Genomic DNA, 19,973 nt, shown 5'->3' on the forward strand with positions numbered 1-19,973 from the left:
ATGAACAAATATGTCCTTATGAAAGCCCCCAAAAGGGAAGGAGAATATAGTAGCCAAATTGTAATTATTGACAATTCAAGAAAAATAGGGAAAGAGGAAATCCAGAACCTGTTTAATGAGGGATATTCTCATGTGGGTTATATTGAGAGTGATTTGCGGATACAACAATTGATGGTGGGATTTGAACATAACCTACGGGATAGTCTTAATAAAGCGCATACTCTATTTAATCAGATCAGCACAATGGCAGATTCCCACTTGGAGTTGATGCGTTAGTTAGTAAATCGACTAAACTGAAATTTGGGAAAATAGGAAAATCTGGCGCAACTAAGCCTGTTTGATCTAGGAGAATAAAATGAAAATTATAGAAAAAAGAATGAGCAGTTATGTGGACCGTGGGAATAAGTTAATAGCTAGCGGAAAGACACCAGAGGCTATGAAATTGATTGAGAGGGGGCTTCAATATTATTCGGAAAATATCATTAATGCAATAAACCCATATGCAAAATTGGATGCAGGGTTGATAGTATTAATTCTACGGCATCTTGCAGATGAATTGGAGCGGGGAAACCCTGGTGCGAAAGAGCTGGCCGAAGGAATAAAAAAATCTGTGATTTTACCATCACTGGTAGAGATTGAAAAAACTAAGAAGGCCAATAGGAGGTAGGAAGATGAAGATATGTCCAAAGTGTAGAAGGAGTTTTCCGAGGTTATTAGCATTATCAAGAATTGACAATAAAACAATGATTTGCGATAAGTGTGGAACGATAGAGGCAATAAAAAGCATTCCTTTAAGTAAAATTTCGCATCAGGAACGTACACGAATTGCGGTGGAGGCTACAGGGAATAAATGGGCGATTGAAAATTTTAATGCTACACATAATTAGGAACTGGCAGTAATGGGAAGGGTAATTTGGGAATATGTAAAGATAAAGTTGGAGGTGAACTAGGGTAGATAGGAAAGAACAGTTATGGTTTCTTTTCCAATTCCTTGATGAAGTTAAAAAGGAGATGTCCACAGAGGAAGAAAAGCAGGTAATGATTGAAAAAGCTATCAATCTTCGTTTGATGTGTGACTATGCTGTAAGCTGTAGCTATGGTGACATTGTTTTGATTATCTGTATGCTGCATGATTATATAAGGCTCCTGGATGAAGTAAAAGTTGAAGATATTCAGTATCAGGCATATTATCGGAAAAAGTTTATAAAAATAGCAGATAGGCTTTCTGAACAAATCGGATACGATTATGATATGGTATTAGAAAAGTGTAAAAAGAAATTGGCTAAGAAAGAGCAATCTGATGACGTGGGTGAAGATGCTATAGTTCTAGCAGCAAAATATAGACATACTAGAAAGAGATGAGGATAATTATGAGGTGTTTAATCTGTGGAAGAAAATTAAGGAATCTAAAGAGTCGGGAACTTGGATATGGGCCAGTCTGCTATAAAAGGAAATTTGACATTACTCCACATATAGGCCATAGAGATGCAGATACACTGGCACCAGCGAGAAAGGTTATCAGTCATAATCTTCCAGGGCAGATGTCCATAGAAGATTATCTGATGACGTTTTTAGAGCAATGAAAAAGGAGAGTGCTTTCGCAACCCTCCAACAGACAATTAGATTATAACATAATCTGATATAAATTGAAATAGAATCAGGAGGGCGATTACATGAAAACAGACAACAAAAATATTGATACCAGAAAGGTGGTAGCACTCAGAACGGCCGGCTGGGGAACTGAGAGGATTGCCGCAGAAATGGGAATTTCGCCCGATGTGGTAGCAGAAGCTCTGCACAATCATGCGGAAAGGCAGACCCAGGAACAAAAATGCAAAGCTGAGGAAAAACCGAAGCCGGAGAAAATCGTTAGTCTCTCGGCTACAGAACTGCGTGAAATATATGAGAAAGCGGCTACGATTGGGGCAAAGGAGGCTTTAAAGACTTTTGAGCAGGAACGGAAAAGGGAGTACAGCCATCGGGCCGATAAGCGGCTTCGCAATACCAAGCTTCTTCTGCGGAACTATCATATGTTGAAGGAGCATGCAGAGAATTCCGTTTTTGGCCGGACGCAGATGAAGGAGTCGGCATTGGATATTCTGGAATCCATGATGTCTATCTACAATGACGAGGTTATCATCCAGAGCATAAAGAACAGTGCAACCAGGACGGCTATTATAGTATCCCATATTGAAACTATGTTCGGATTGTACTATTCATACTGCGACAGGTCCACCAATAGGGAGATTGATCTACGCCGGTACAATGTGGTATGGGATATGTATATGGCTGAGGATACACTATCGGCTAAGGAGATTGCGGAAAAGCAGAATATTTCTAAGGATAGTGTATATTCGGATCTCCGGGTAGGGATTGAGAGGCTGACGGCGCTCATTTTTGGGGTGGACGGATTGAACGTTCGATAAATCCTCCGGCTCAAAAAACTTTCCATTGACATTACAATACAAAAGTGGGAAAATTGTACTCGTAAAATTCTAAATCGAACGTCGGGGAAGCTTGGTAGTATTCCGGGCTTCCTTTTTCGTGCAATTTTTCCGGGAAAGGAGAGGGAGCAGGAAGAGGATAGCATGAGGGCTCCTCCAGAAGAAAAAAAGGAGGAATACCATGAATTATACTTTGATTGTGCTGCTGGCCTATGCAGTAGTAATGCTTGGGACAACGGTACTTATGACAAAAAAAGAGGGCAGTGTTGAAAAATTTTGTGTCGGGAATAGAAATATCGGATGGGGAATATCTGCGCTGAGCATAGCCGCCACATGGATATGGGCGCCGGCGCTGTTCACGTCAACCGAGAATGCATATACAAAGGGCTTTGCAGGGCTCTTCTGGTTCCTGGTACCGAATGTACTTTGCCTGATACTGTTCATTCCCTTTGCAGAGAAGATAAGGGAAGAAATGCCGGAGGGAATTACGTTGTCCGGCTATATGTATGGGAAATATCATTCCAAAGCTGTGAAAAACATGTATCTGTTCCAGCTCGGCGCATTGTCGGTATTATCCACCGGAGTGCAGCTGCTGGCCGGCAGTAAGATTTTGAGTATGTTGTCTGGAATTCCTTTTGCAGCCATGACGGTAATTATGGCAGTAATCGCCTATTCCTATTCCCAGTTTTCCGGGATAAAAGCCTCGATACTGACAGATGCCATTCAGATGGTGTTCATGTTGGCCGTAAGCATTTGTTTTGTGGCTTTTGGTGTAAAGAATGGTGGAGGGCAGGAAACGCTACTTACGGGTTTTAGAGGGGTCACGGGGGATGCCGGATGCCTGTTCTCGGCAAAAGGCTGGGAAATTTTTCTTGGTTTCGGGCTTCCGACTACAATCGGGCTTATATCCGGGCCGTTTGGAGATCAGTGCTTTTGGCAGAGGGCTTTCAGCGTCAAAAAGGACAGGATCGGCAGGGCGTTTCTGGTAGGAGCCTTGCTGTTTGGTATTGTGCCACTGTCGATGGGGCTCCTCGGATTTATCGGTGTTGGCATGGGATATGTTGCGGTGGATATCGGGGTAATCAATTTTGAACTGATAAGCACACTATTTCCATTTTGGGCGGTAATCCCGTTTTTGTTTATGATTATTTCCGGTCTGCTGTCGACGATTGACAGTAACTTATGCGCAGTATCTTCCCTCACAACAGACATTTTTCGAAAAAATACAATTAGAAAAACGAAACTCTCCATGATTTTGCTGCTGACCGCTGGTATTGCCGTTGCTAATATTCCAGGGCTTACAGTAACACACCTTTTCCTGATGTACGGAACACTCAGGGCATCCACGTTGCTACCAACGATTCTTACTCTCAAAGGTGTAAGGTTGGCACCGCAGGGCATAGTGGCAGGAATTATCGCCGCCATGGTAATTGGTCTGCCGATATTCGGATATGGGAATATACAGGGCATTGCAGCTTATAAGACAGCCGGCAGTCTTCTGGCGGTAATTCTCTCTGGAGCAGTTGTTCTGGCAGTAAGCAGAATGAGAGGTGTAAATCGTGAGTGATGCACTTGGAAGAAAGCAGAGGATTAAAAACTCTGATTGGATAGAAGCTCTTGAAAAGATCGAGCAGATAGTAAGCAGGAAAGAACTGGATCAGTTGGTAGATAAGACTGTGAAGGAAATTAAGAAGAAAACCAAAGGGAAGAAAGCTGCCTATGCATGGAGCGGCGGAAAAGATTCCCTGGTGCTAGGAGAAATCTGCCGCATGGCAGGGATAACCTCCTGCGTGCTTGTTATTTGCAATTTGGAGTATAAAGCATTTACAGAATGGGTGAATGCTAATAAGCCTCCAGAATTGGCTGTAATCAACACGGGACAGGATATGAAATGGCTGGTTGCCCGTCCGAATATGCTTTTCCCACAAGATAGCAAGTATGCAGCGCTATGGTTCCAGATTGTTCAGCATAGAGGGCAGGTAAAGTATTATAAAGAGAACCAGTTGGATGTGCTGCTCCTAGGAAGAAGGAGAGCAGACGGGAATTATGTCGGCAAGGGAGACAATATTTACACCAATGGTCAGGGAGTAACGAGATACAGTCCTCTTTCCGATTGGACACACGAACAGCTGTTGGCATTCATTCATTATTACAACTTGGAGATGCCGCCGATCTACGACTGGAAGAACGGATATCTTTGCGGCACACATCCATGGCCGGCAAGACAGTGGACCGGGAGCACAGAGAACGCATGGGCAGAAATCTATGAGATAGACAGCTCCATCGTGACCGAAGCAGCAGAGTATTTCCAGAGCGCAAAAGAATTTCTGGAAAAAATGCAGCAAACTTAAAATGTTTACTATTGACAGCGCTTGCGGGCAAGTGTCGGCAATAGCTGTCTTTTTGCTATTTGCAGATAGCATAGATAGAAAAGCATATGTCGTACTGCTCCTCCAAAATCAGATTAGGAGGATGCGAGCATGGAAGTAATCACAATGAAACTGGCTGACCTTGTGAAGCCGGAGAAAAATGTCAGGATACACACTGAGCAACAGTTGAAGGAATTTCGCCGGAGCGTGGAGATGTTTGGACAGATCAGGCCAATTGTTGTGGATGAAGAGAATGTTATTTTGGCAGGCAATGGCCTTTATGACACGCTGATTGCAATGGGGAAGGACACTGCGGATGTGTACCGCTACGATAATCTCACTGAAAACCAGAAAAAGAAGCTTATGATAGCTGACAATAAGATTTTCAGTCTGGGAATAGAGAACCTGGAAACGCTGAACAGCTTTTTGGAAGATTTGCATGGAGATTTGGATATTCCTGGATTTGATGAAGAGATATTGAAACAGATGGTATCAGAAGCAGAGGATGTCACAAAAAAACTCTCTGAGTATGGCACTCTTGATGAAGAGGAAATCCGGAACATCAGAGAAAATGCAAAGAAGAAAGAGCAGCAGACGCAGAGGATGGAACCAGGGCAGGGGGAAGGACAGGCAGAGCAGGAAACGGATGCGGCAGACCATCAGGAGCTAGAATCAGATAACGAAGATTCCACCGAGATAAGAAAATTCGTTGTTTGTCCGAACTGCGGTGAGAAGATATGGCTATAAAGAGATGTCAGGCCAGCATTGATGTGGTAGAAGCTGGAAAGATCAGGATTAGGAATGTGTTCCGAAACGGGCTTCCGGTTTATATGTCCTTCAGCGGTGGAAAGGACAGCCTGTGTTTGGCCCAACTTGTAATGAATCTGATACAGGCAGGGGAAATTAATCCATCACAGCTTATTGTACAATTTATTGATGAAGAAGCCATTTTCCCATGTATAGAAGAAAAGGTAAAGGAGTGGCGGAGGAAATTCATATTAGTTGGAGCAAAGTTTGAGTGGTTCTGCCTGGAAGTGAAGCATTACAATTGCTTTAATGAACTATCCAACGATGAAAGTTTTGTCTGCTGGGATAGATATAAAAAAGATGTCTGGGTAAGACAGCCTCTGGCATTTTCTATCCGAAATCATCCGTTGTTACATCCTCGTGTGGATACATATCAGGACTTTTTGCCTAGAGTAAGTGCTGGTGGGATCACAATTACAGGAATCAGGACAGCAGAGTCCATTCAACGGTTGCGAAATGTGGCTATTATGCTTGGGGCCGGAAAGTCTATGAGTAAAAGACAACAGGTGTTTCCGATTTATGATTGGACCAATAATGATGTGTGGCTGTATCTTCTTAAAGAAAAGATTGATATACCAGAGATTTACTTGTTTCTTTGGCAATCCGGTACACGAAAAGGACAGCTTAGAGTATCACAGTTTTTTTCTATTGATACGGCCAGAAGCCTTGTAAAGATGAACGAGTATTATCCAGACCTTATGGAAAGGATAATACGACGTGAACCTAACACTTATCTTGCAGCGTTATATTGGGACAGTGAGATGTTTGGAAGGAATTCAGTTGCTAGAAAGCAGAATGAGAGGGGAAATGCGGAGAAAGACTATAAAGCAGCCCTTTTAGAACTGTTTTCTGATATGGATGGTAATTTTCAAACTAGGCATAAGTGGTATATAGCTGATAGATATCGAAGATTTTTTTTGAGTGTATCCACGATTGTGGATAATAAAGATTGCAGAGCAATTTATGAAGGGCTTATTTCCGGGGATCCAAAGCTTCGTACACTCAGGGCCTTGTATCAGAGGATATATGGAAAATATGCTGAGAAGGCAAAGAAAAAGGAGGGAATGGCAAATGGATAGTAGGATAGCCAACCCATTGTCAACACTCCGATGGGTAGACCGAGAGTTTGTGAAACCCAATGATTACAACCCGAATAAGGTATCAAAACAAAACTTGAACTTGCTGAAGCAGTCTATATTGGCCAATGGATGGACGTTACCAATTGTAGTAAGGCCAGATTTTACGATTATTGATGGATTTCATCGTTGGACTATTGCAGGAGAAGACCCCTTGCAAACCTTGCTAGAAGGGAAGGTTCCCATTGTCATTGTCGAGCATAAAGACAAGGCTGGGAATATTTACGGAACAGTTACTCACAATAGGGCAAGGGGTACACATTTACTGGAGCCTATGAAAGCCATTGTAAAGGAGCTTATCGGTGAGGGAAAAACAGTAGAGGAAATCGGAAAGCAGCTTGGAATGCGCCCGGAGGAAGTATTCCGGCTCTCGGATTTCTCCAAAGAAGACTTCCTGAGAATGATGATCAAGCCAAATCAGGGCTTTTCAAAAGCGGAGTTTATAACGAAGATTTAATGTTTTAACAAATAGTATTCGTATGGCGAAACCGTGAGGGAGTGTGTTGCACTTCCTCGTTTTTATTAAAACAAAAACGAATGGAGAGAGGTGGTGATATGCCGAGGGCATCAAACGAGAAAAAAGCCGAGGCCGAGAAGATGTTCAAAAAAGGGATGAAACTTGTTGACATTGCTAAAAAACTCGGCATACCAGAGGGGACAATTCGCAGTTGGAAAAATAGGGGAAAATGGGGAGAAAACCCCCAAAAAAAAAATCAATGCAACGTTGCAAAAGATGATTCTAAAAATGATGCAACGTTGCAAAAAAGGAAACGAGGCGGACAGCCCGGTAATCGGAATGCAAAAGGCTCAAAGGGTGGTGCTACTCCGCTTCGTAATAAAAATGCAGAAACGCATGGTGCTTTCTCTCAGGTGTATTGGGATACTCTGGAAGAAGATGAACTGTACTTGATTGACAGTATGGAGGATGTTGAAGAACAACAATTGATTATGCAGCTGCAAATGTTCTCTGTCCGTGAACGCAGGCTTATGAAAAGCATCAAGAAATATCGGGACTTGGAGGAAGAAAACCGTGGGCTTGCCGTAAAAGCGGTATCAAAAACAAAAAAAGTAGAAGATATAACGGATTTTGATGGAGAAAGTATTGCTTCTGGAAAATATAAGAAAGTAACGGAAACAAGTGTTACAAATACGGAGCCTGTAATGAACAGCATAATGACACTGGAGGCCGAGCTGACGAAAGTCCAAAGGGCAAAGACAAGGGCAATTGAAGCTTTGTATAAATACCGAATGGAGAAAGCAAAAGTAGAGAGTGAAAGTGTTGGAAATGCTGTAGTTGATGATTGGATTGCGGCTGTTATGGGAGATGAGGTGGGGAACAATGAATGAAAATTCAAGTTCCCTGCGGAAAAGATTCTTTCAGAAGAAAATACCAGAATATCGCAAAAATCCTGTTTTGTTTGCCAGGGAAGTATTGCTTTTTGAACCTGATGATTGGCAAAAAGAAGTATTGACGGATTTAGCACAGAATCCGAAGGTGGCAGTTAAATCTGGTCAAGGTGTTGGAAAAACAGGTTTGGAAGCAGTAGCTTTGCTGTGGTTTCTGTGTTGCCATCCATATCCAAGGATTGTGGCAACTGCTCCTACAAAACAGCAGCTTTATGATGTGTTGTGGTCCGAGGCCAGCAAATGGATGAGTAAGTCTCCTTTGCTCTCATCAATTCTTAAATGGACCAAAACATATATCTACATGATTGGTGTATCTATAGTTGTGTTTTCTTATCAACCAATATATGACGGCATTTCTAAGAGACGTATTTGTATTAAGCTATATCTTATGGTGTCAAACGGTTTGGGTAGTGGTGTCAAAATTGGTGTATGGGGAAAAGGTGGTGTATTTTTGAAAAAAGTGCTTGACAAGATATTTGTTGAAATTTGTTAACCTGTACTTTTGTTCCCATTCATTTTGGAAAATTAATGGGCTTATCTATCACCTTCTATCATGTGGTTTTAAAATGAAGGAAAAGTGCTATTTGCTATAATGCTTATATCACTTTACATGATTTTATATTACAAAAGCGAAAGTACAAAGACAAAAAGGAATAGGAGGTTTTCAAATGGTTGCAAGAGAAAAAGCTGATACAATGGTAACCTTATCAGACAAGCGGCTGCTGAGCATAGATGAATTTGGCATTTATGCCAGTATCGGGCTATGCAAGGCGAGGGAAATGGCGGAGGTGACAGGCTCTTTGTTTAAAGTCGGGAAAAGGGTGCTCGTGGACAGAGTAAAATTTGACCGCTGGTGTGATGAACACAACGAAGTATAAGATCAGGGGGAATACCGCTTTGTGCTGAAGGCAAGATAGGAGAGCAGGAGCATGGGCAGACGGAAAAAGAAATATGTACCCAAGAAGTGGGAATCGAGGGGAGAAATGTATATGGATGCTTCTGGCAGTTACAAAGCGGACACTTCTGCAAACATTTATGAGAGTATGTTGACATCTGAGGCATTCGCATTTCTGACGGATCGCCAGAAGATGCTCTATGTCTGTTGTAAGGCCCAATACTATGGTAAACGGAAACCGGAGAGGGATTATCCCGATATGGAGCAGCTGAAGGGCGAGGAATTATTTTATTTGAATTGGGCAGCAGTACAGAGATACGGACTATACAAGCCGTCAATGCACCCTAATTTTTATCGGGATATGAAAGCATTGTGTGATATCGGCTTTATTGAAAAAGTATCAAGCGGAGCATGGCAAAGGCGGAAAAGTATCTACCGGTTTTCGGACAGGTGGCAGGCATGGGAGCCGGGGAGCAGGTAATTTTATTTTGCGTGTAGCCACACAGCTACATGCATATGTAGCCGTACAGCTACATAAAGGGCTGATTTTGAAAAATTATATGTAGCTGCACAGCTACACTACTTTGCAAAATTTTGAATTTTATATGTAGCCACACAGCTACAGATATATAAAGTTTACCATAGGATATAGAAAAAAAATAAATGAAAAGTAGACGTTTAAAAAGAGGTGGAAATAAAAAAGCCTGACTGCTGCAACGGAAAGGCTTTTATGGATGTGATATGGTTTTCTGACGAGCCTGTTGTAAAGGAGATTCTGCGCTATGTCAAACGAGGAGATTGTTGAACAGATACAAAATGGCATAGAGATCACGACTAACCAGGAGAGGCTCTGGCAGAAGAATAAGGGCTTTGTAGTGAAATGCATAAAAAAGTATGTTGGGAACTGTGATAGGCAGGACCTTAGTGATTTTTTACAGGAAGGGTTTATTGGTCTGGTAGAGGCAGCCCATTCATTTGATATTGGACAAGGGGTTAAGTTCTTAACCTATGCAGAATATGGCATCCGAAAAGCTGTTTACCGTTATAATGGCCTGAATACCTATATGGTCCGTATTCCGGAGTACCTTAAAACAAGAATGCGGAAACTGTCTGCATTCAAGCAGGAATATAGAGAGAAATTTCATAGAGAGCCGGATACGGAGGAAATACAGAGAGCATTACATATTTCTTCCCGTTCCCTCTGTCATTTGGAGAAGGTTCTGTTGAATATGAGGACCAGAAGCCTTGACGAATACATATCAGATGATGGAGATAGCAGCCTTCTTGACATGCTTTCAACAGATGAAAAAATTGAAAAGCTGGCCGGCAGTAGTGAATATCAGAGGGAATTGCATGAAGAATTGGAGGCTGCCCTTTCTATTCTGGATGATAAAACGGCCTTAATGATAAGGTGTGCATATTATCAACGGAACAGTTATACCAAGACTGCTAAAATATTTGGGTGTAGCAGGCAGGCGGTTGATGAACGCATAAATAAGGGCTTTTATAGAATACTCCATTCAAAGCATAAGGAAAAGCTGGAAAGCTTCATGTGGGAGGGGTACCATGTAGATCCCCGAAGGCTGAATGATTATGTGGACATGGAGGAAATTGATAATATGGGAAGTGAGTTTTTACTCTAAGGCAGGTGATGGGATTGGCATACTTTTATGATTACTTTGCAAGAGAATATAGAGAGAGCCGGAAAGTAAAACTATTCCCTGTTCCTGCTGCCATGCTCCAGGGCATTATGCCGGAAGATGTGCAACGATGCAAGAAAGTGCTGAAAAATGCCTTTGCAGGATATCGAGAGGGAAGAAATGCAGAGGTATTGAAAAGGCTGCTTGGAGACTACCGGGAATATGTTTCTGGCTGCCATGGCGGACACGCAAGGGACAAATATAATGCTTTTGTCTACCGATATATGCTGGAGGTTCATATTGGTAATAAGGCAATAGGAACAAAGCTGGGAGTGACAAAAGAAACTGTATTGAATTATATCAACAGGTGTATGGATGAAATATTGTTACTTTGCATTGGTATACCAGCAGTGATGGAACATCTGGGAGATAAAGAGGCAGTTGCCTGTAGGCTGGTGGATGGCAGCAGGCTTTTCTCTGCCATGGCAGGGGATTATGTCCTTTGCCTGTTTCCCGGGAAAAGAGAGAGGGAGACCGTAGAAAGGGGCAGGCAGCTTACAATGGATATTTTGGAGGTGTTCGCAGATGCAGTAGAAGTATACTCCGGTTACTGTAATGATGAACATACCCACATTGATACGGATATACGAAAAATGAAAGTGTTGGAGAAATGCCTTGCTGGTGTTCCTGTTGCTGCCATTGCTGAAGAATATGAGTGCTGTGAAAGTACAATTTACGCAGATATTCGGGAGAATGAAAGAAGGCTTGCGGCAATGATGTTCAATTTATAAGATTCGAGGGTGTATCATTCAGATATGCCCTGTTTTTATGTTTAAGGTGATGAAGGTCCAAGAAGATATCAGCAATTTGAGTAACAGCATTAAGCTCTCCAAAATGGCTCAATTATGGCATCGAGAATGGCCAAAATACTAAAATTATGCTGTCAATTCGTCATATTGTGACAGCCATGTGACAGGATGTGACGTTGAGTGACGCTCTTGTTACTTCATGTGACGAAGAGATAGAGTAAGAGAAAGAAAAAGAGATAGAGTAAGAAAGAGAGATAGAGAAAGAAGCACATTGCCAGCTGGCAGCAAGTATGATGATACCAGGGTATCATCCCTCCTTTTCCTTCCAGAGCCATGGGCAGAGGGAGAGAAAAAGGAGAATTATGCTTAGTGGCGTTCAGAGTGGCTCAAATTCGGTAGAAAATGGCTGAGACGATTTAATCATTAAGAGAGTAAAAAACTAAATATAGGCGAATCAGAGAGTATAAAGGGGCTTGCTGGATATAGGTCAGCAGGCCTTTATTTGTTTGGCGAAAAGCTGTTTTGGTTGCCTGCCTGCTTAAAGAATATTATAATGGAAATAGATAGAAGATGATAAAGGGGGACAGAAGATGGATGTGTTTAATATTGTTTGTGGGGTATGTTCCATAGCTGGGTTATTGGTATCTGTTTTCACAGCCAGTAAGGTGCTTAAGATTACGCGAACACTTAATTGCGGCAATAAAGATGATCATTCCAAAGTGATTAATAAGGGCAGCAGGAATACATATAATGGCTCATATGTGGGGAGGGATAGTATAAATGAGACCGGAAGTGGTGAACAAAAATAAAAATTGTGTTTTTAATGGTCCATATGTTGGCCGTGACCTGTACATTACAATGTATCAGGAGTCAGAGCGGGAGTTTGTTGTCACGCATAATGCTAATATAAAGCCGGTGTCCTATTTTACTGGCCGTGAAACAGAGCTGCAGGAGCTTCGTCAGAGGATAGAGGAAGGAAGAAAGTCTGTCCTGGTGAGCGGTATGGGAGGGATTGGAAAGACGCATATTTGTAGGAAACTGTTTGAGGAATATTTAAATTATCATGCTAAGGATGGGAACGGACCATTTCGTCATATTGGCTATATTGAATATGATGGTGATATGGGCAGCAGCCTGCAGAACTGTTTAAAGTTTAAGCGGCAGAGCAGTCCAGAGCAGAACCAGGAAGCGGCCTGGAGGGAACTGGAGTATCTAGCAGCAGATGGGAAGCTGCTGCTGTTTGTGGATAATGTGGGCAAACCGATAGGGGAAGATTCTGGTCTGGAACGATTGAAGGGGATTCCTGGAGCTGTAGTATTGACTTCCCGGCAGGCTTCATTCGGTGATGAATTTGAGCCGTACCAGATCGGTTTTCTTAACATGGAGCAATGCAAAGAGATTTATGAGAAAATTCGGTTTAAGGACAGTGGGAGAAAAGTCAGACCAGAGGAAGAACAGGATTTGGAATATGTCATAGAGAAGCTGGCCGGGAAGCACACTATTACGGTTGAATTTCTGGCTCATTTGGCATGGACAAGACACTGGACGGTAAAAAGGCTGCGAGAGGAACTGGAGGAAAAGGGGTTTTGTTTGGAATTTCATAAAGATGGGGAACTTGTCAATATCCAGGAATCATATGAAAAACTATATGATCTGTCTGAACTGACAGAAGCGGAGCAGAATATTCTGGAGGCATTTTCCGTGTTTCCATATATTCCTTTGGCTGCAGAGACATGTAATGAATGGCTTCTTGCGGATGTAGGAGCAAGTGAGGATGACGATATCTTGATGGGACTGTATCAAAAGGGATGGTTACAGTTTGATATTGATCAGGAGAGCTATGTTCTTCATCCGGTGTTTGCGCAGTTTGTTTATGAAAAATACAGACCAAGAGCAGAAAAACATCAAAGGTTAATAAAAGCATGTCAAAAAAGTTTAGAAATACCAATGGATGGTTCTGTGTTAAGATGCCAAAAGTTTATTTCTTTTGCAGAAAACATAATTGAAAAGGTAGACATGATAAAAGGAGAAGAGAAGGTCAAAGTTATTGGTGCTCTTTCTTATTTGTGCCAATATGTTGCAGAAAATAAAAGGGCAGAAAAATGGTGTAAAATAGATTTAAAAATTTGTAAAGATATATGGGGGGAGAATTATCCGGAAACAGCAACTAGCTATAATAATTTAGCAGGAGTATATAAAAATCAAGGAAAGTTTAGAAAAGCGAAAGAATTATGTGAAAAAAGTCTACAAATTCGTGAAAGGGTGCTTGGAGAAGAGCATCCAGATACATTGAATAGTTATAATAATTTGGCATATATGTATGAGGAACAAGGGGAATATGAGAAAGCGAAAGAGCTGTACAAAAAGTGTTTACAGATTCGTGAGAGGATATTTGGGGAAGGACATCTGAAAACGGCAATTTGTTATAATAATTTGGCGCACATATATAAGGAACAAGGGAAATATGGGAAAGCGGAAGAACTGTATCGAAAAAGCTTGCAAATTGATAAAAGGGTGTTAGGTGAAGAACATCCAGATACAGCAGATGTTTATAATAATCTGGCAGGAGTGTATGTACGTCAAAGAGAATACGGGAAAGCGGAAGAACTGTATGTAAAAAGCTTAAAGATTCGTGAAAAAAAGCTTGGCAAGGAACACCCAGACACGGCGGTTAGTTATGGTAATTTGGCAAGTGTATATTTTAGACAAAAGAAGGAGTATGAGAAAGCGGAAATATTATGTAGAAGAGAATTAAAAATTCTGGAAAAGGCCTTGGGAAAGAAACATCCAGAAACGGCAACTGGTTATAGCAGACTGGCATGTGTTTATACAGCGCAAAAGAATTATAGAAAAGCAAAAGAATTTTATGAGAAGAGTTTACAAATTAATGAGGAGGTTTTCGGAAAGGAACACCCAAATACAGCAATCAGCTATAATAACTTAGCAACTATATATGCATATCAGGCTGAGTATGAGAATGCTGTAGAATTTTATAAAAAAAGTTTACGGATTCGTGAAATGGTATTAGGCGAGGAACATTTTGATACATTAGAGAGTTATAATAGTTTAGCATATGTGTATAAGAGTCAAGGAAGATACAAAAAAGCGGAAGAATTATATGAAAAAAGTCTGCAAATTAATAAAAGGCTCTTAGGTGAGGAGCATCCAGATATGGTAGATAAATATAACAAATTGGCACATATGTATTTGGAACAAAAGGAATATGGGAAAGCTATAGAACTATTCAAAAAAAGTTTGCAAATTAAGCAAAGACTTATGAGAGAGGGGCATCTTGATACAGCAGTTGATTACAATAATATAGCATATGTATATATGAGTCAGAATGAGTTTAAAATTGCTTTGGCTTATTTTTTTAAAGCATACAAAATATTGACTTTTAATCTTGGTTTAAATCATTCTAATTCAGAAATTGTTTATAAAAATATGAAAAACACATTTTATAAGTGGGATCCAGAAGGTGATTTTGAACAGTGGTTAGAAGAACAGATGAAAAAATAACCATATATTTACTAGATTGGCAGTAGGCCAAACAAAAACAGCACAGGTAGTATGAAAGGCATATGCAGTGAAGCACATGCCTTTTCTTTTGGGCTAAATATTCAGCAGCTTCAGCAATCGCGAAGAATTTGCTCAACAGATCATCATATATGTTTACTTTGATGGTGGCATAATAGCTTTATGCCACATAGATAAGTTCTTCCTCGGATTAAATACCCGTTACCATCCGGCGTTTAGGATCCTCAATCAAGTATTCCTGGACTCAGCAATTTTTGTAGTAGTATGTGTTTATATGTGTTGTATTCATGTGCTGATATTTGTTGTCAATTGATAGTGAATTGCTAAAATATGGAAGCAGGCCAATTCTTCGGCGCTGGCAGTGGGAATAAATTGAGGGATGATAGGAAACAGGCTGGAGGATTTTCAATGTACTTTGGTTTGGGATATTTGTCCGGACATTTTGAGGACATTTATCCGTCAAATGTCGTGACATTTGTCACAACGGATTGTGTAGTAATGTATCTGAATGTATCTGAATGATGAGTTTGAGAACGCTTTTGAGATGTTACAAAATCTAGCATTTGTTGAAATGCTGGACAATAGGGCGATTTATATGTGGATATTCAGAGCTTTATAGCAAAATCCAGTACAGAAGCGGACAGACGGCGAGCATATGACCAGAGGATAAAGGGGGACAGGGCGGTAATTGCACAGCAAGACAAAAGCTTGTGAGAAAAGGTGTGAGTTTTTTCACACGAAATCTCCGAGAAAACTCACGCAAAATCTCCGAGAAATCTACACCAGAGAAAGAGATAGAGTTCGAGTAAGAGATATATATTATTTTTGCTCGGAGCTATAAACTGTTGTACAGTTTATCCTCCAAGCCGGAAATAAAAAATACCCTTATGAATGATGATCTGACTATGTTTTTGGAGTGCCAGGGAAGGGCTGTTGCCGTTAAGGGAATATTGAGAGCCTTATCAGCTGATCTGTTGACGGTGTGGCCAAGCATCTTCCTGATGGGGATATAGGAGAACCAGCAGAGGGAACAAGGACAGGGGAATGGGAGAACATAGATTCTAAATTACTATAAAATGTGGAATATTACGGAACGCCCCACTCTTTTGAGGAAACAAAAAACGAATAGGGAGCGTTCGCTTTTTAGAAAAACAAAAACAAAACAAATGGAACGTTGCAATCCTCCATGGTTCAAAACAAATAGGTAGAAGAAGGGGAGCGGAAACCCTGCAATACCGTATTTTGAGTGCTTTACAACTGCTGCCATCTGCCAGAACCAAAGCGAGCGTTCGCTTTTCCACGATTGCGAAAACGAATGGAGCGTTATTGCAACGTTGCAAAAGCCGGAGGGTGGTCCGTGGCACACGCAGGGGTTCCATATTGCTGCTTTTGGGGCAGAGACGATTATTTTTATGCCAGCCATGGAAACAGGGCAGTACGGGGCGATTAGAGGGCATGGAGGAGGCGGCATATGTAGATTGCTATTTTCTTTTGGAGCTTTTTGCTGTATGATGGAGTAAAAAGCGGAGGGGAGTGATTTTCCATGAAAAGGGAGACTACACCGGCGAAGATTACGGATAAGATTATGGAGTTGTGCAGCAGTGCGGTTCCAGGTGCGGCGCCGGTTTATATTCCTGTTGAGGCAGCAGGGTGGGGCTTGATGAATGAATGTTTCCCAAACGTCCAGCGGATGGTCCGGGAGCATGGCGGGCAGCAGGTCAACGGCTGGGCTGTCTGGCAGTGGGCGAATATCTCGGTAACGCTGGAGGCTCATGCCGTATGGGAAAGCCTAGAGGGGAAGCTTGTGGATATTACACCCCATGACTGCGATGAGAGGGAGATCCTTTTCCTGCGTGATGATAGGGTGGTATATTCTGGAGAGCCGACAGGGAGCATCAGACAGCCGCTTACCGCTTCGCCGCTGGTGGCAGAACTTATTGAACTGTTGAATGAGCGTGATCGGATTATGTGTGCTTCTGCTGACAGAACTTATGCCCTCCCCAAAGAGATGTATCTGAGGATCATGCAGATTCAGGAGATGCTACATAGGGAAGTGGGCCGGAATGACCCTTGCCCTTGCCAGTCGGGATTGAAGTACAAGAAATGCTGCGGGAGGGAATATTGATGATAACTGAATTAGTATATACATTGCTTAGTGGTATTATATCATCTGCAATAGCATCATCCGCCTTGCTGACATTTAAAACATCGATTGATAAAAAACAGCATCAGCAAGAGGCAAAGGAAATTCAAGAGGATGCAGATAAAATTATAGGTGAGGCATTCAAAAGTGATGATGTAATTGACTTGATGCTAAAAAACGTTCGTGAATTGAGAGAGTATTATATAATCAGCAAAAGACAGGCAACAAATGCGTTTTCTGCCTCGCTGATAGTCTGCTTTCTGGGATTTATAGTTTATATTGCTGGTATTGCCGTATTTGTTATTTCTGGAGAAAATGCATTACTGTTAACAACCATATCAGGAACGATAGTTGAAGTGATTTCTGGGTTGTTTTTCTGGCTTTATAGACATGCGATTAAGCAGCTAAATATATACCATCAGAGATTAGGGACAACAGAGAAGTATCTGACAGCGATTCGCTTAGTGGATAAAATGGGACAGGATAAGCATGATGATATGTATAAGCATATTATTGAATGTGTTTTGATAGATAACCGTATGCAGTCGAAAGAGGAAAATGAAAAGGAACAGTGATAGAAATATGTTCTGTGGTTTCTGTATTGCCGCCAATTTGCCGCTTATCATTGAGAAGCAAAAGGGGAATCTGTGGCAGATTGGAAGGTGAGGTAGCTGCCTGCTGGGAGCCGTATTTTGGACCCAAAGCGTCACATTGTGACACGAGTGTGACAAGGTGTGACGTTGAGTGACGCTCTTGTTACTTCATGTGACGAAGAGAAAGAGATAGAGTAAGAAAGAGAGATAGAGAAAGAAGCACATTGCCAGCTGGCAGCAAGTATGATGATACCAGGGTATCATCCCTCCTTTTCCTTCCAGAGCCATGGACAGAGGGAGAGAAAAAGGAGAATTATGCTCAGTGGCGTCCAGAGTGGCTCAAATTCGGTAGAAAATGGCTGAGACGATAATTTTAAATCATTGAGGGAGTAAAAAACTAAATATGGGCGAATTAGAGCGTATAAAGAGGCTTGCTGGATATAGGATAGCAGGCCTTTATTTGTTAATTGCAAAGGTTTAAGCTGTGTAAGAATTTAGCCGATATTATAATAACGGTAGATAAGAAATGACAAGGAGTGATAGAAAATGGATGTGTTTAATATTGTTTGTGGGGTATGTTCCATAGCTGGGTTATTGGTATCTGTTTTCACAGCCAGTAAGGTGCTTAAGATTACGCGAACACTTAATTGCGGCAATAAAGATGATCATTCCAAAGTGATTAATAAGGGCAGCAGGAATACATATAATGGCTCATATGTGGGGAGGGACAGCGTAAATGGGACCAGATACAAAGAACGTAAATAAAGGCAATACTTTTCATGGTGATTATGTTGGTCGTGATCAGAATATTACAAATATTATAATGTTCCAGGATAATGAACGTGAATTTGTCGTTACCCATAATGCCAATATAAAACCGGTGGCTTATTTTACCGGGCGTGAAACGGAGCTGGAGGACTTACGCCAGAGGATAGAGGAAGGGAGAAAGTCTGTTCTGGTGAGCGGCATGGGTGGGATTGGTAAGACGCATATCTGCAGGAAGCTGTTTGAGGAATATCTGAATAAGCATGCAAACAATGAAAATGGGCCTTTTCGGTATATCGGCTACATAGAGTACAACGGAGATATGGGCAGCAGTCTACAGAGCTGTTTGAAGTTTAAGCAGCAGGATGATCCGAAGCAGAATGAGGAAGCGGCCTGGAGAGAATTGGAATATCTGGCTTCTGATGGAAAGTTACTGCTTTTTGTTGATAATGTAGACAAGCCAGAGGGAGCTGAACCGGGTTTACAGAGATTAAGGAGTATTCCTGGGGCGATTGTTCTGACATCTCGGCAGGCTTCTTTTGGGGATGAATTTGAGCCATACCGGATCGGTTTTCTTGGAATGGAGCAATGCATAGAAATTTATGAGAAAATTCGGTTCGGCGGTAGTGAAAGGAAAGTTAATCTGGAGGAAGTTCCTGATCTGGAATATATCATTGAAAACTTGGCTGGAAGGCATACCATTACGGTTGAGTTCCTGGCTCATTTGGCACGTACAAAGCTCTGGGCGGTGAAAAGGTTGAGGGAGGATCTGGAAGAAAAGGGTTTCCGGTTGGCGTTCTGCAAGGATGGGGAACTTGTCAATATCCAAGAATCTTATGAGGCACTGTATAATTTGTCTGAGTTGATGGAAGATGGACAGAATATTTTGGAGGCGTTTTCGGTATTTCCGTATATTCCACTGGCAGCTGAAATATGTAATCAATGGTTGTTGGCAGATGCCAGTGTCAGTGAAGATGACGATATACTAATGGGGCTATATCAAAAGGGGTGGCTGCAGTTTGATATGGGTCAGGAGAGTTATGCCTTGCACCCGGTGTTTGCACAATTTATTTATGAAAAGTGTCAGCCTGTTATGGAAAGGCATACTGGATTAATTGAAGCTTGTCGAAGGAGTTTGGAGATACCGGAAAGCGGTTCAGTGTTAGAATGTCGCTTGTTTATTCCATTTGCTGAAAATATCATCGAGAAACTGGGCATGGAAAATAACTTGGAACAAGTCAGCTTTATATCAACTATTGCTTATTTGCTATATCGTGTAGCAGAATACAAAAAAGCTGAAGCATTGTATGAAAAGAGCTTGCAAATAAGAAAAAAGGTACTGGGAGAGGAGCATCCAGATACAGCCACGGTCTATAATAACCTGGCGTTGCTGTATGGTAAGCAGGGAGAATACAGGAAAGCAAAAGA

The 19,973-nt window shown here is 41.6% G+C and carries 21 protein-coding genes; all 21 read left to right on the forward strand.

Annotation, left to right across the window (positions count from 1 at the left end):
- Complete coding sequence (locus VSQ61_RS08355; RefSeq protein WP_334343980.1) at window positions 1-276, forward strand: hypothetical protein; 276 nt, start codon at window positions 1-3, stop codon at window positions 274-276.
- Between the two features lie 79 nt (window positions 277-355).
- Window positions 356-667: a hypothetical protein gene (locus VSQ61_RS08360; RefSeq protein ID WP_334343981.1), complete on the forward strand. Its 312-nt coding sequence runs from the start codon at window positions 356-358 to the stop codon at window positions 665-667.
- A gap of 4 nt (window positions 668-671) precedes the next feature.
- A complete protein-coding gene (locus VSQ61_RS08365; RefSeq protein WP_334343982.1) occupies window positions 672-887 on the forward strand; it encodes a hypothetical protein in 216 nt (71 codons plus the stop codon).
- A gap of 151 nt (window positions 888-1,038) precedes the next feature.
- Window positions 1,039-1,362 carry a hypothetical protein gene (locus VSQ61_RS08370; protein WP_334343983.1) on the forward strand — a complete coding sequence of 108 codons (324 nt, stop codon included), beginning with the start codon at window positions 1,039-1,041 and terminating at the stop codon, window positions 1,360-1,362.
- Between the two features lie 8 nt (window positions 1,363-1,370).
- Window positions 1,371-1,583, forward strand: coding sequence for a DUF6011 domain-containing protein (locus VSQ61_RS08375; protein WP_334343984.1), 213 nt, complete (start codon window positions 1,371-1,373; stop codon window positions 1,581-1,583).
- A 90-nt stretch (window positions 1,584-1,673) separates the two neighbouring features.
- Window positions 1,674-2,426, forward strand: a complete 753-nt coding sequence (locus tag VSQ61_RS08380) for a hypothetical protein (protein WP_334343985.1) — start codon at window positions 1,674-1,676, stop codon at window positions 2,424-2,426.
- A gap of 199 nt (window positions 2,427-2,625) precedes the next feature.
- Window positions 2,626-4,011 carry a sodium:solute symporter family transporter gene (locus VSQ61_RS08385; protein ID WP_334343986.1) on the forward strand — a complete coding sequence of 462 codons (1,386 nt, stop codon included), beginning with the start codon at window positions 2,626-2,628 and terminating at the stop codon, window positions 4,009-4,011.
- Window positions 4,004-4,795 carry a phosphoadenosine phosphosulfate reductase domain-containing protein gene (locus VSQ61_RS08390; RefSeq protein ID WP_334343987.1) on the forward strand — a complete coding sequence of 264 codons (792 nt, stop codon included), beginning with the start codon at window positions 4,004-4,006 and terminating at the stop codon, window positions 4,793-4,795. The genes VSQ61_RS08385 and VSQ61_RS08390 overlap by 8 nt, the downstream gene beginning before the upstream one ends.
- 129 nt (window positions 4,796-4,924) lie before the next feature.
- Window positions 4,925-5,560: a ParB/Srx family N-terminal domain-containing protein gene (locus VSQ61_RS08395; RefSeq protein ID WP_334343988.1), complete on the forward strand. Its 636-nt coding sequence runs from the start codon at window positions 4,925-4,927 to the stop codon at window positions 5,558-5,560.
- Window positions 5,551-6,699, forward strand: coding sequence for a phosphoadenosine phosphosulfate reductase domain-containing protein (locus VSQ61_RS08400; RefSeq protein ID WP_334343989.1), 1,149 nt, complete (start codon window positions 5,551-5,553; stop codon window positions 6,697-6,699). Before VSQ61_RS08395 ends, VSQ61_RS08400 begins: the two co-directional genes overlap by 10 nt.
- Window positions 6,692-7,213 carry a ParB N-terminal domain-containing protein gene (locus VSQ61_RS08405; protein ID WP_334343990.1) on the forward strand — a complete coding sequence of 174 codons (522 nt, stop codon included), beginning with the start codon at window positions 6,692-6,694 and terminating at the stop codon, window positions 7,211-7,213. The genes VSQ61_RS08400 and VSQ61_RS08405 overlap by 8 nt, the downstream gene beginning before the upstream one ends.
- A 98-nt stretch (window positions 7,214-7,311) precedes the next feature.
- Window positions 7,312-8,103, forward strand: coding sequence for a phage terminase small subunit (gene terS, locus VSQ61_RS08410; RefSeq protein WP_334343991.1), 792 nt, complete (start codon window positions 7,312-7,314; stop codon window positions 8,101-8,103).
- Window positions 8,096-8,656 (forward strand): DEAD/DEAH box helicase family protein, encoded by a 561-nt coding sequence (locus VSQ61_RS08415; RefSeq protein ID WP_334343992.1) that lies wholly within the window; start codon window positions 8,096-8,098, stop codon window positions 8,654-8,656. Before terS ends, VSQ61_RS08415 begins: the two co-directional genes overlap by 8 nt.
- Window positions 8,657-8,831: 175 nt before the next feature.
- The gene (locus tag VSQ61_RS08420; protein WP_334343993.1) at window positions 8,832-9,041 is read left to right on the forward strand and encodes a hypothetical protein; all 210 of its coding nucleotides are present in this window, start codon (window positions 8,832-8,834) and stop codon (window positions 9,039-9,041) included.
- 51 nt (window positions 9,042-9,092) lie between these two features.
- The gene (locus VSQ61_RS08425) at window positions 9,093-9,539 is read left to right on the forward strand and encodes a hypothetical protein (protein WP_334343995.1); all 447 of its coding nucleotides are present in this window, start codon (window positions 9,093-9,095) and stop codon (window positions 9,537-9,539) included.
- 301 nt (window positions 9,540-9,840) lie between these two features.
- Window positions 9,841-10,701 carry a sigma-70 family RNA polymerase sigma factor gene (locus VSQ61_RS08430; RefSeq protein ID WP_334343997.1) on the forward strand — a complete coding sequence of 287 codons (861 nt, stop codon included), beginning with the start codon at window positions 9,841-9,843 and terminating at the stop codon, window positions 10,699-10,701.
- Between the two features lie 14 nt (window positions 10,702-10,715).
- On the forward strand, window positions 10,716-11,489 hold the full coding sequence (locus tag VSQ61_RS08435) for a hypothetical protein (protein ID WP_334343998.1): 774 nt from the start codon (window positions 10,716-10,718) through the stop codon (window positions 11,487-11,489).
- Window positions 11,490-12,509: 1,020 nt separating this feature from the next.
- Entirely contained in the window at window positions 12,510-15,026 is a 2,517-nt protein-coding gene (locus VSQ61_RS08440) for a tetratricopeptide repeat protein (RefSeq protein ID WP_502877024.1), read from the forward strand.
- Between the two features lie 1,561 nt (window positions 15,027-16,587).
- Complete coding sequence (locus VSQ61_RS08445) at window positions 16,588-17,169, forward strand: SEC-C metal-binding domain-containing protein (protein ID WP_334343999.1); 582 nt, start codon at window positions 16,588-16,590, stop codon at window positions 17,167-17,169.
- Window positions 17,169-17,762 (forward strand): TRADD-N-associated membrane domain-containing protein, encoded by a 594-nt coding sequence (locus tag VSQ61_RS08450; RefSeq protein ID WP_334344000.1) that lies wholly within the window; start codon window positions 17,169-17,171, stop codon window positions 17,760-17,762. The genes VSQ61_RS08445 and VSQ61_RS08450 overlap by 1 nt, the downstream gene beginning before the upstream one ends.
- 754 nt (window positions 17,763-18,516) lie before the next feature.
- Window positions 18,517-19,973: tetratricopeptide repeat protein (locus VSQ61_RS08455; protein ID WP_334344001.1), on the forward strand; the 1,457-nt coding region annotated here is incomplete at its 3' end.

This window comes from Candidatus Merdisoma sp. JLR.KK006 (genome assembly GCF_036941035.1).
Classification (GTDB): domain Bacteria; phylum Bacillota; class Clostridia; order Lachnospirales; family Lachnospiraceae; genus Laedolimicola.

Bases quoted from the DNA above. Each gene is read 5' to 3' on its own strand.
- VSQ61_RS08355 (WP_334343980.1), top strand. From the start codon at position 1: ATGAACAAATATGTCCTTATGAAAGCCCCCAAAAGGGAAGGAGAATAT.
- VSQ61_RS08360 (WP_334343981.1), top strand. From the start codon at position 356: ATGAAAATTATAGAAAAAAGAATGAGCAGTTATGTGGACCGTGGGAAT.
- VSQ61_RS08365 (WP_334343982.1), top strand. From the start codon at position 672: ATGAAGATATGTCCAAAGTGTAGAAGGAGTTTTCCGAGGTTATTAGCA.
- VSQ61_RS08370 (WP_334343983.1), top strand. From the start codon at position 1,039: ATGATTGAAAAAGCTATCAATCTTCGTTTGATGTGTGACTATGCTGTA.
- VSQ61_RS08375 (WP_334343984.1), top strand. From the start codon at position 1,371: ATGAGGTGTTTAATCTGTGGAAGAAAATTAAGGAATCTAAAGAGTCGG.
- VSQ61_RS08380 (WP_334343985.1), top strand. From the start codon at position 1,674: ATGAAAACAGACAACAAAAATATTGATACCAGAAAGGTGGTAGCACTC.
- VSQ61_RS08385 (WP_334343986.1), top strand. From the start codon at position 2,626: ATGAATTATACTTTGATTGTGCTGCTGGCCTATGCAGTAGTAATGCTT.
- VSQ61_RS08395 (WP_334343988.1), top strand. From the start codon at position 4,925: ATGGAAGTAATCACAATGAAACTGGCTGACCTTGTGAAGCCGGAGAAA.
- VSQ61_RS08400 (WP_334343989.1), top strand. From the start codon at position 5,551: ATGGCTATAAAGAGATGTCAGGCCAGCATTGATGTGGTAGAAGCTGGA.
- VSQ61_RS08405 (WP_334343990.1), top strand. From the start codon at position 6,692: ATGGATAGTAGGATAGCCAACCCATTGTCAACACTCCGATGGGTAGAC.
- terS (WP_334343991.1), top strand. From the start codon at position 7,312: ATGCCGAGGGCATCAAACGAGAAAAAAGCCGAGGCCGAGAAGATGTTC.
- VSQ61_RS08415 (WP_334343992.1), top strand. From the start codon at position 8,096: ATGAATGAAAATTCAAGTTCCCTGCGGAAAAGATTCTTTCAGAAGAAA.
- VSQ61_RS08420 (WP_334343993.1), top strand. From the start codon at position 8,832: ATGGTTGCAAGAGAAAAAGCTGATACAATGGTAACCTTATCAGACAAG.
- VSQ61_RS08425 (WP_334343995.1), top strand. From the start codon at position 9,093: ATGGGCAGACGGAAAAAGAAATATGTACCCAAGAAGTGGGAATCGAGG.
- VSQ61_RS08430 (WP_334343997.1), top strand. From the start codon at position 9,841: ATGTCAAACGAGGAGATTGTTGAACAGATACAAAATGGCATAGAGATC.
- VSQ61_RS08440 (WP_502877024.1), top strand. From the start codon at position 12,510: ATGGGAGGGATTGGAAAGACGCATATTTGTAGGAAACTGTTTGAGGAA.
- VSQ61_RS08445 (WP_334343999.1), top strand. From the start codon at position 16,588: ATGAAAAGGGAGACTACACCGGCGAAGATTACGGATAAGATTATGGAG.
- VSQ61_RS08450 (WP_334344000.1), top strand. From the start codon at position 17,169: ATGATAACTGAATTAGTATATACATTGCTTAGTGGTATTATATCATCT.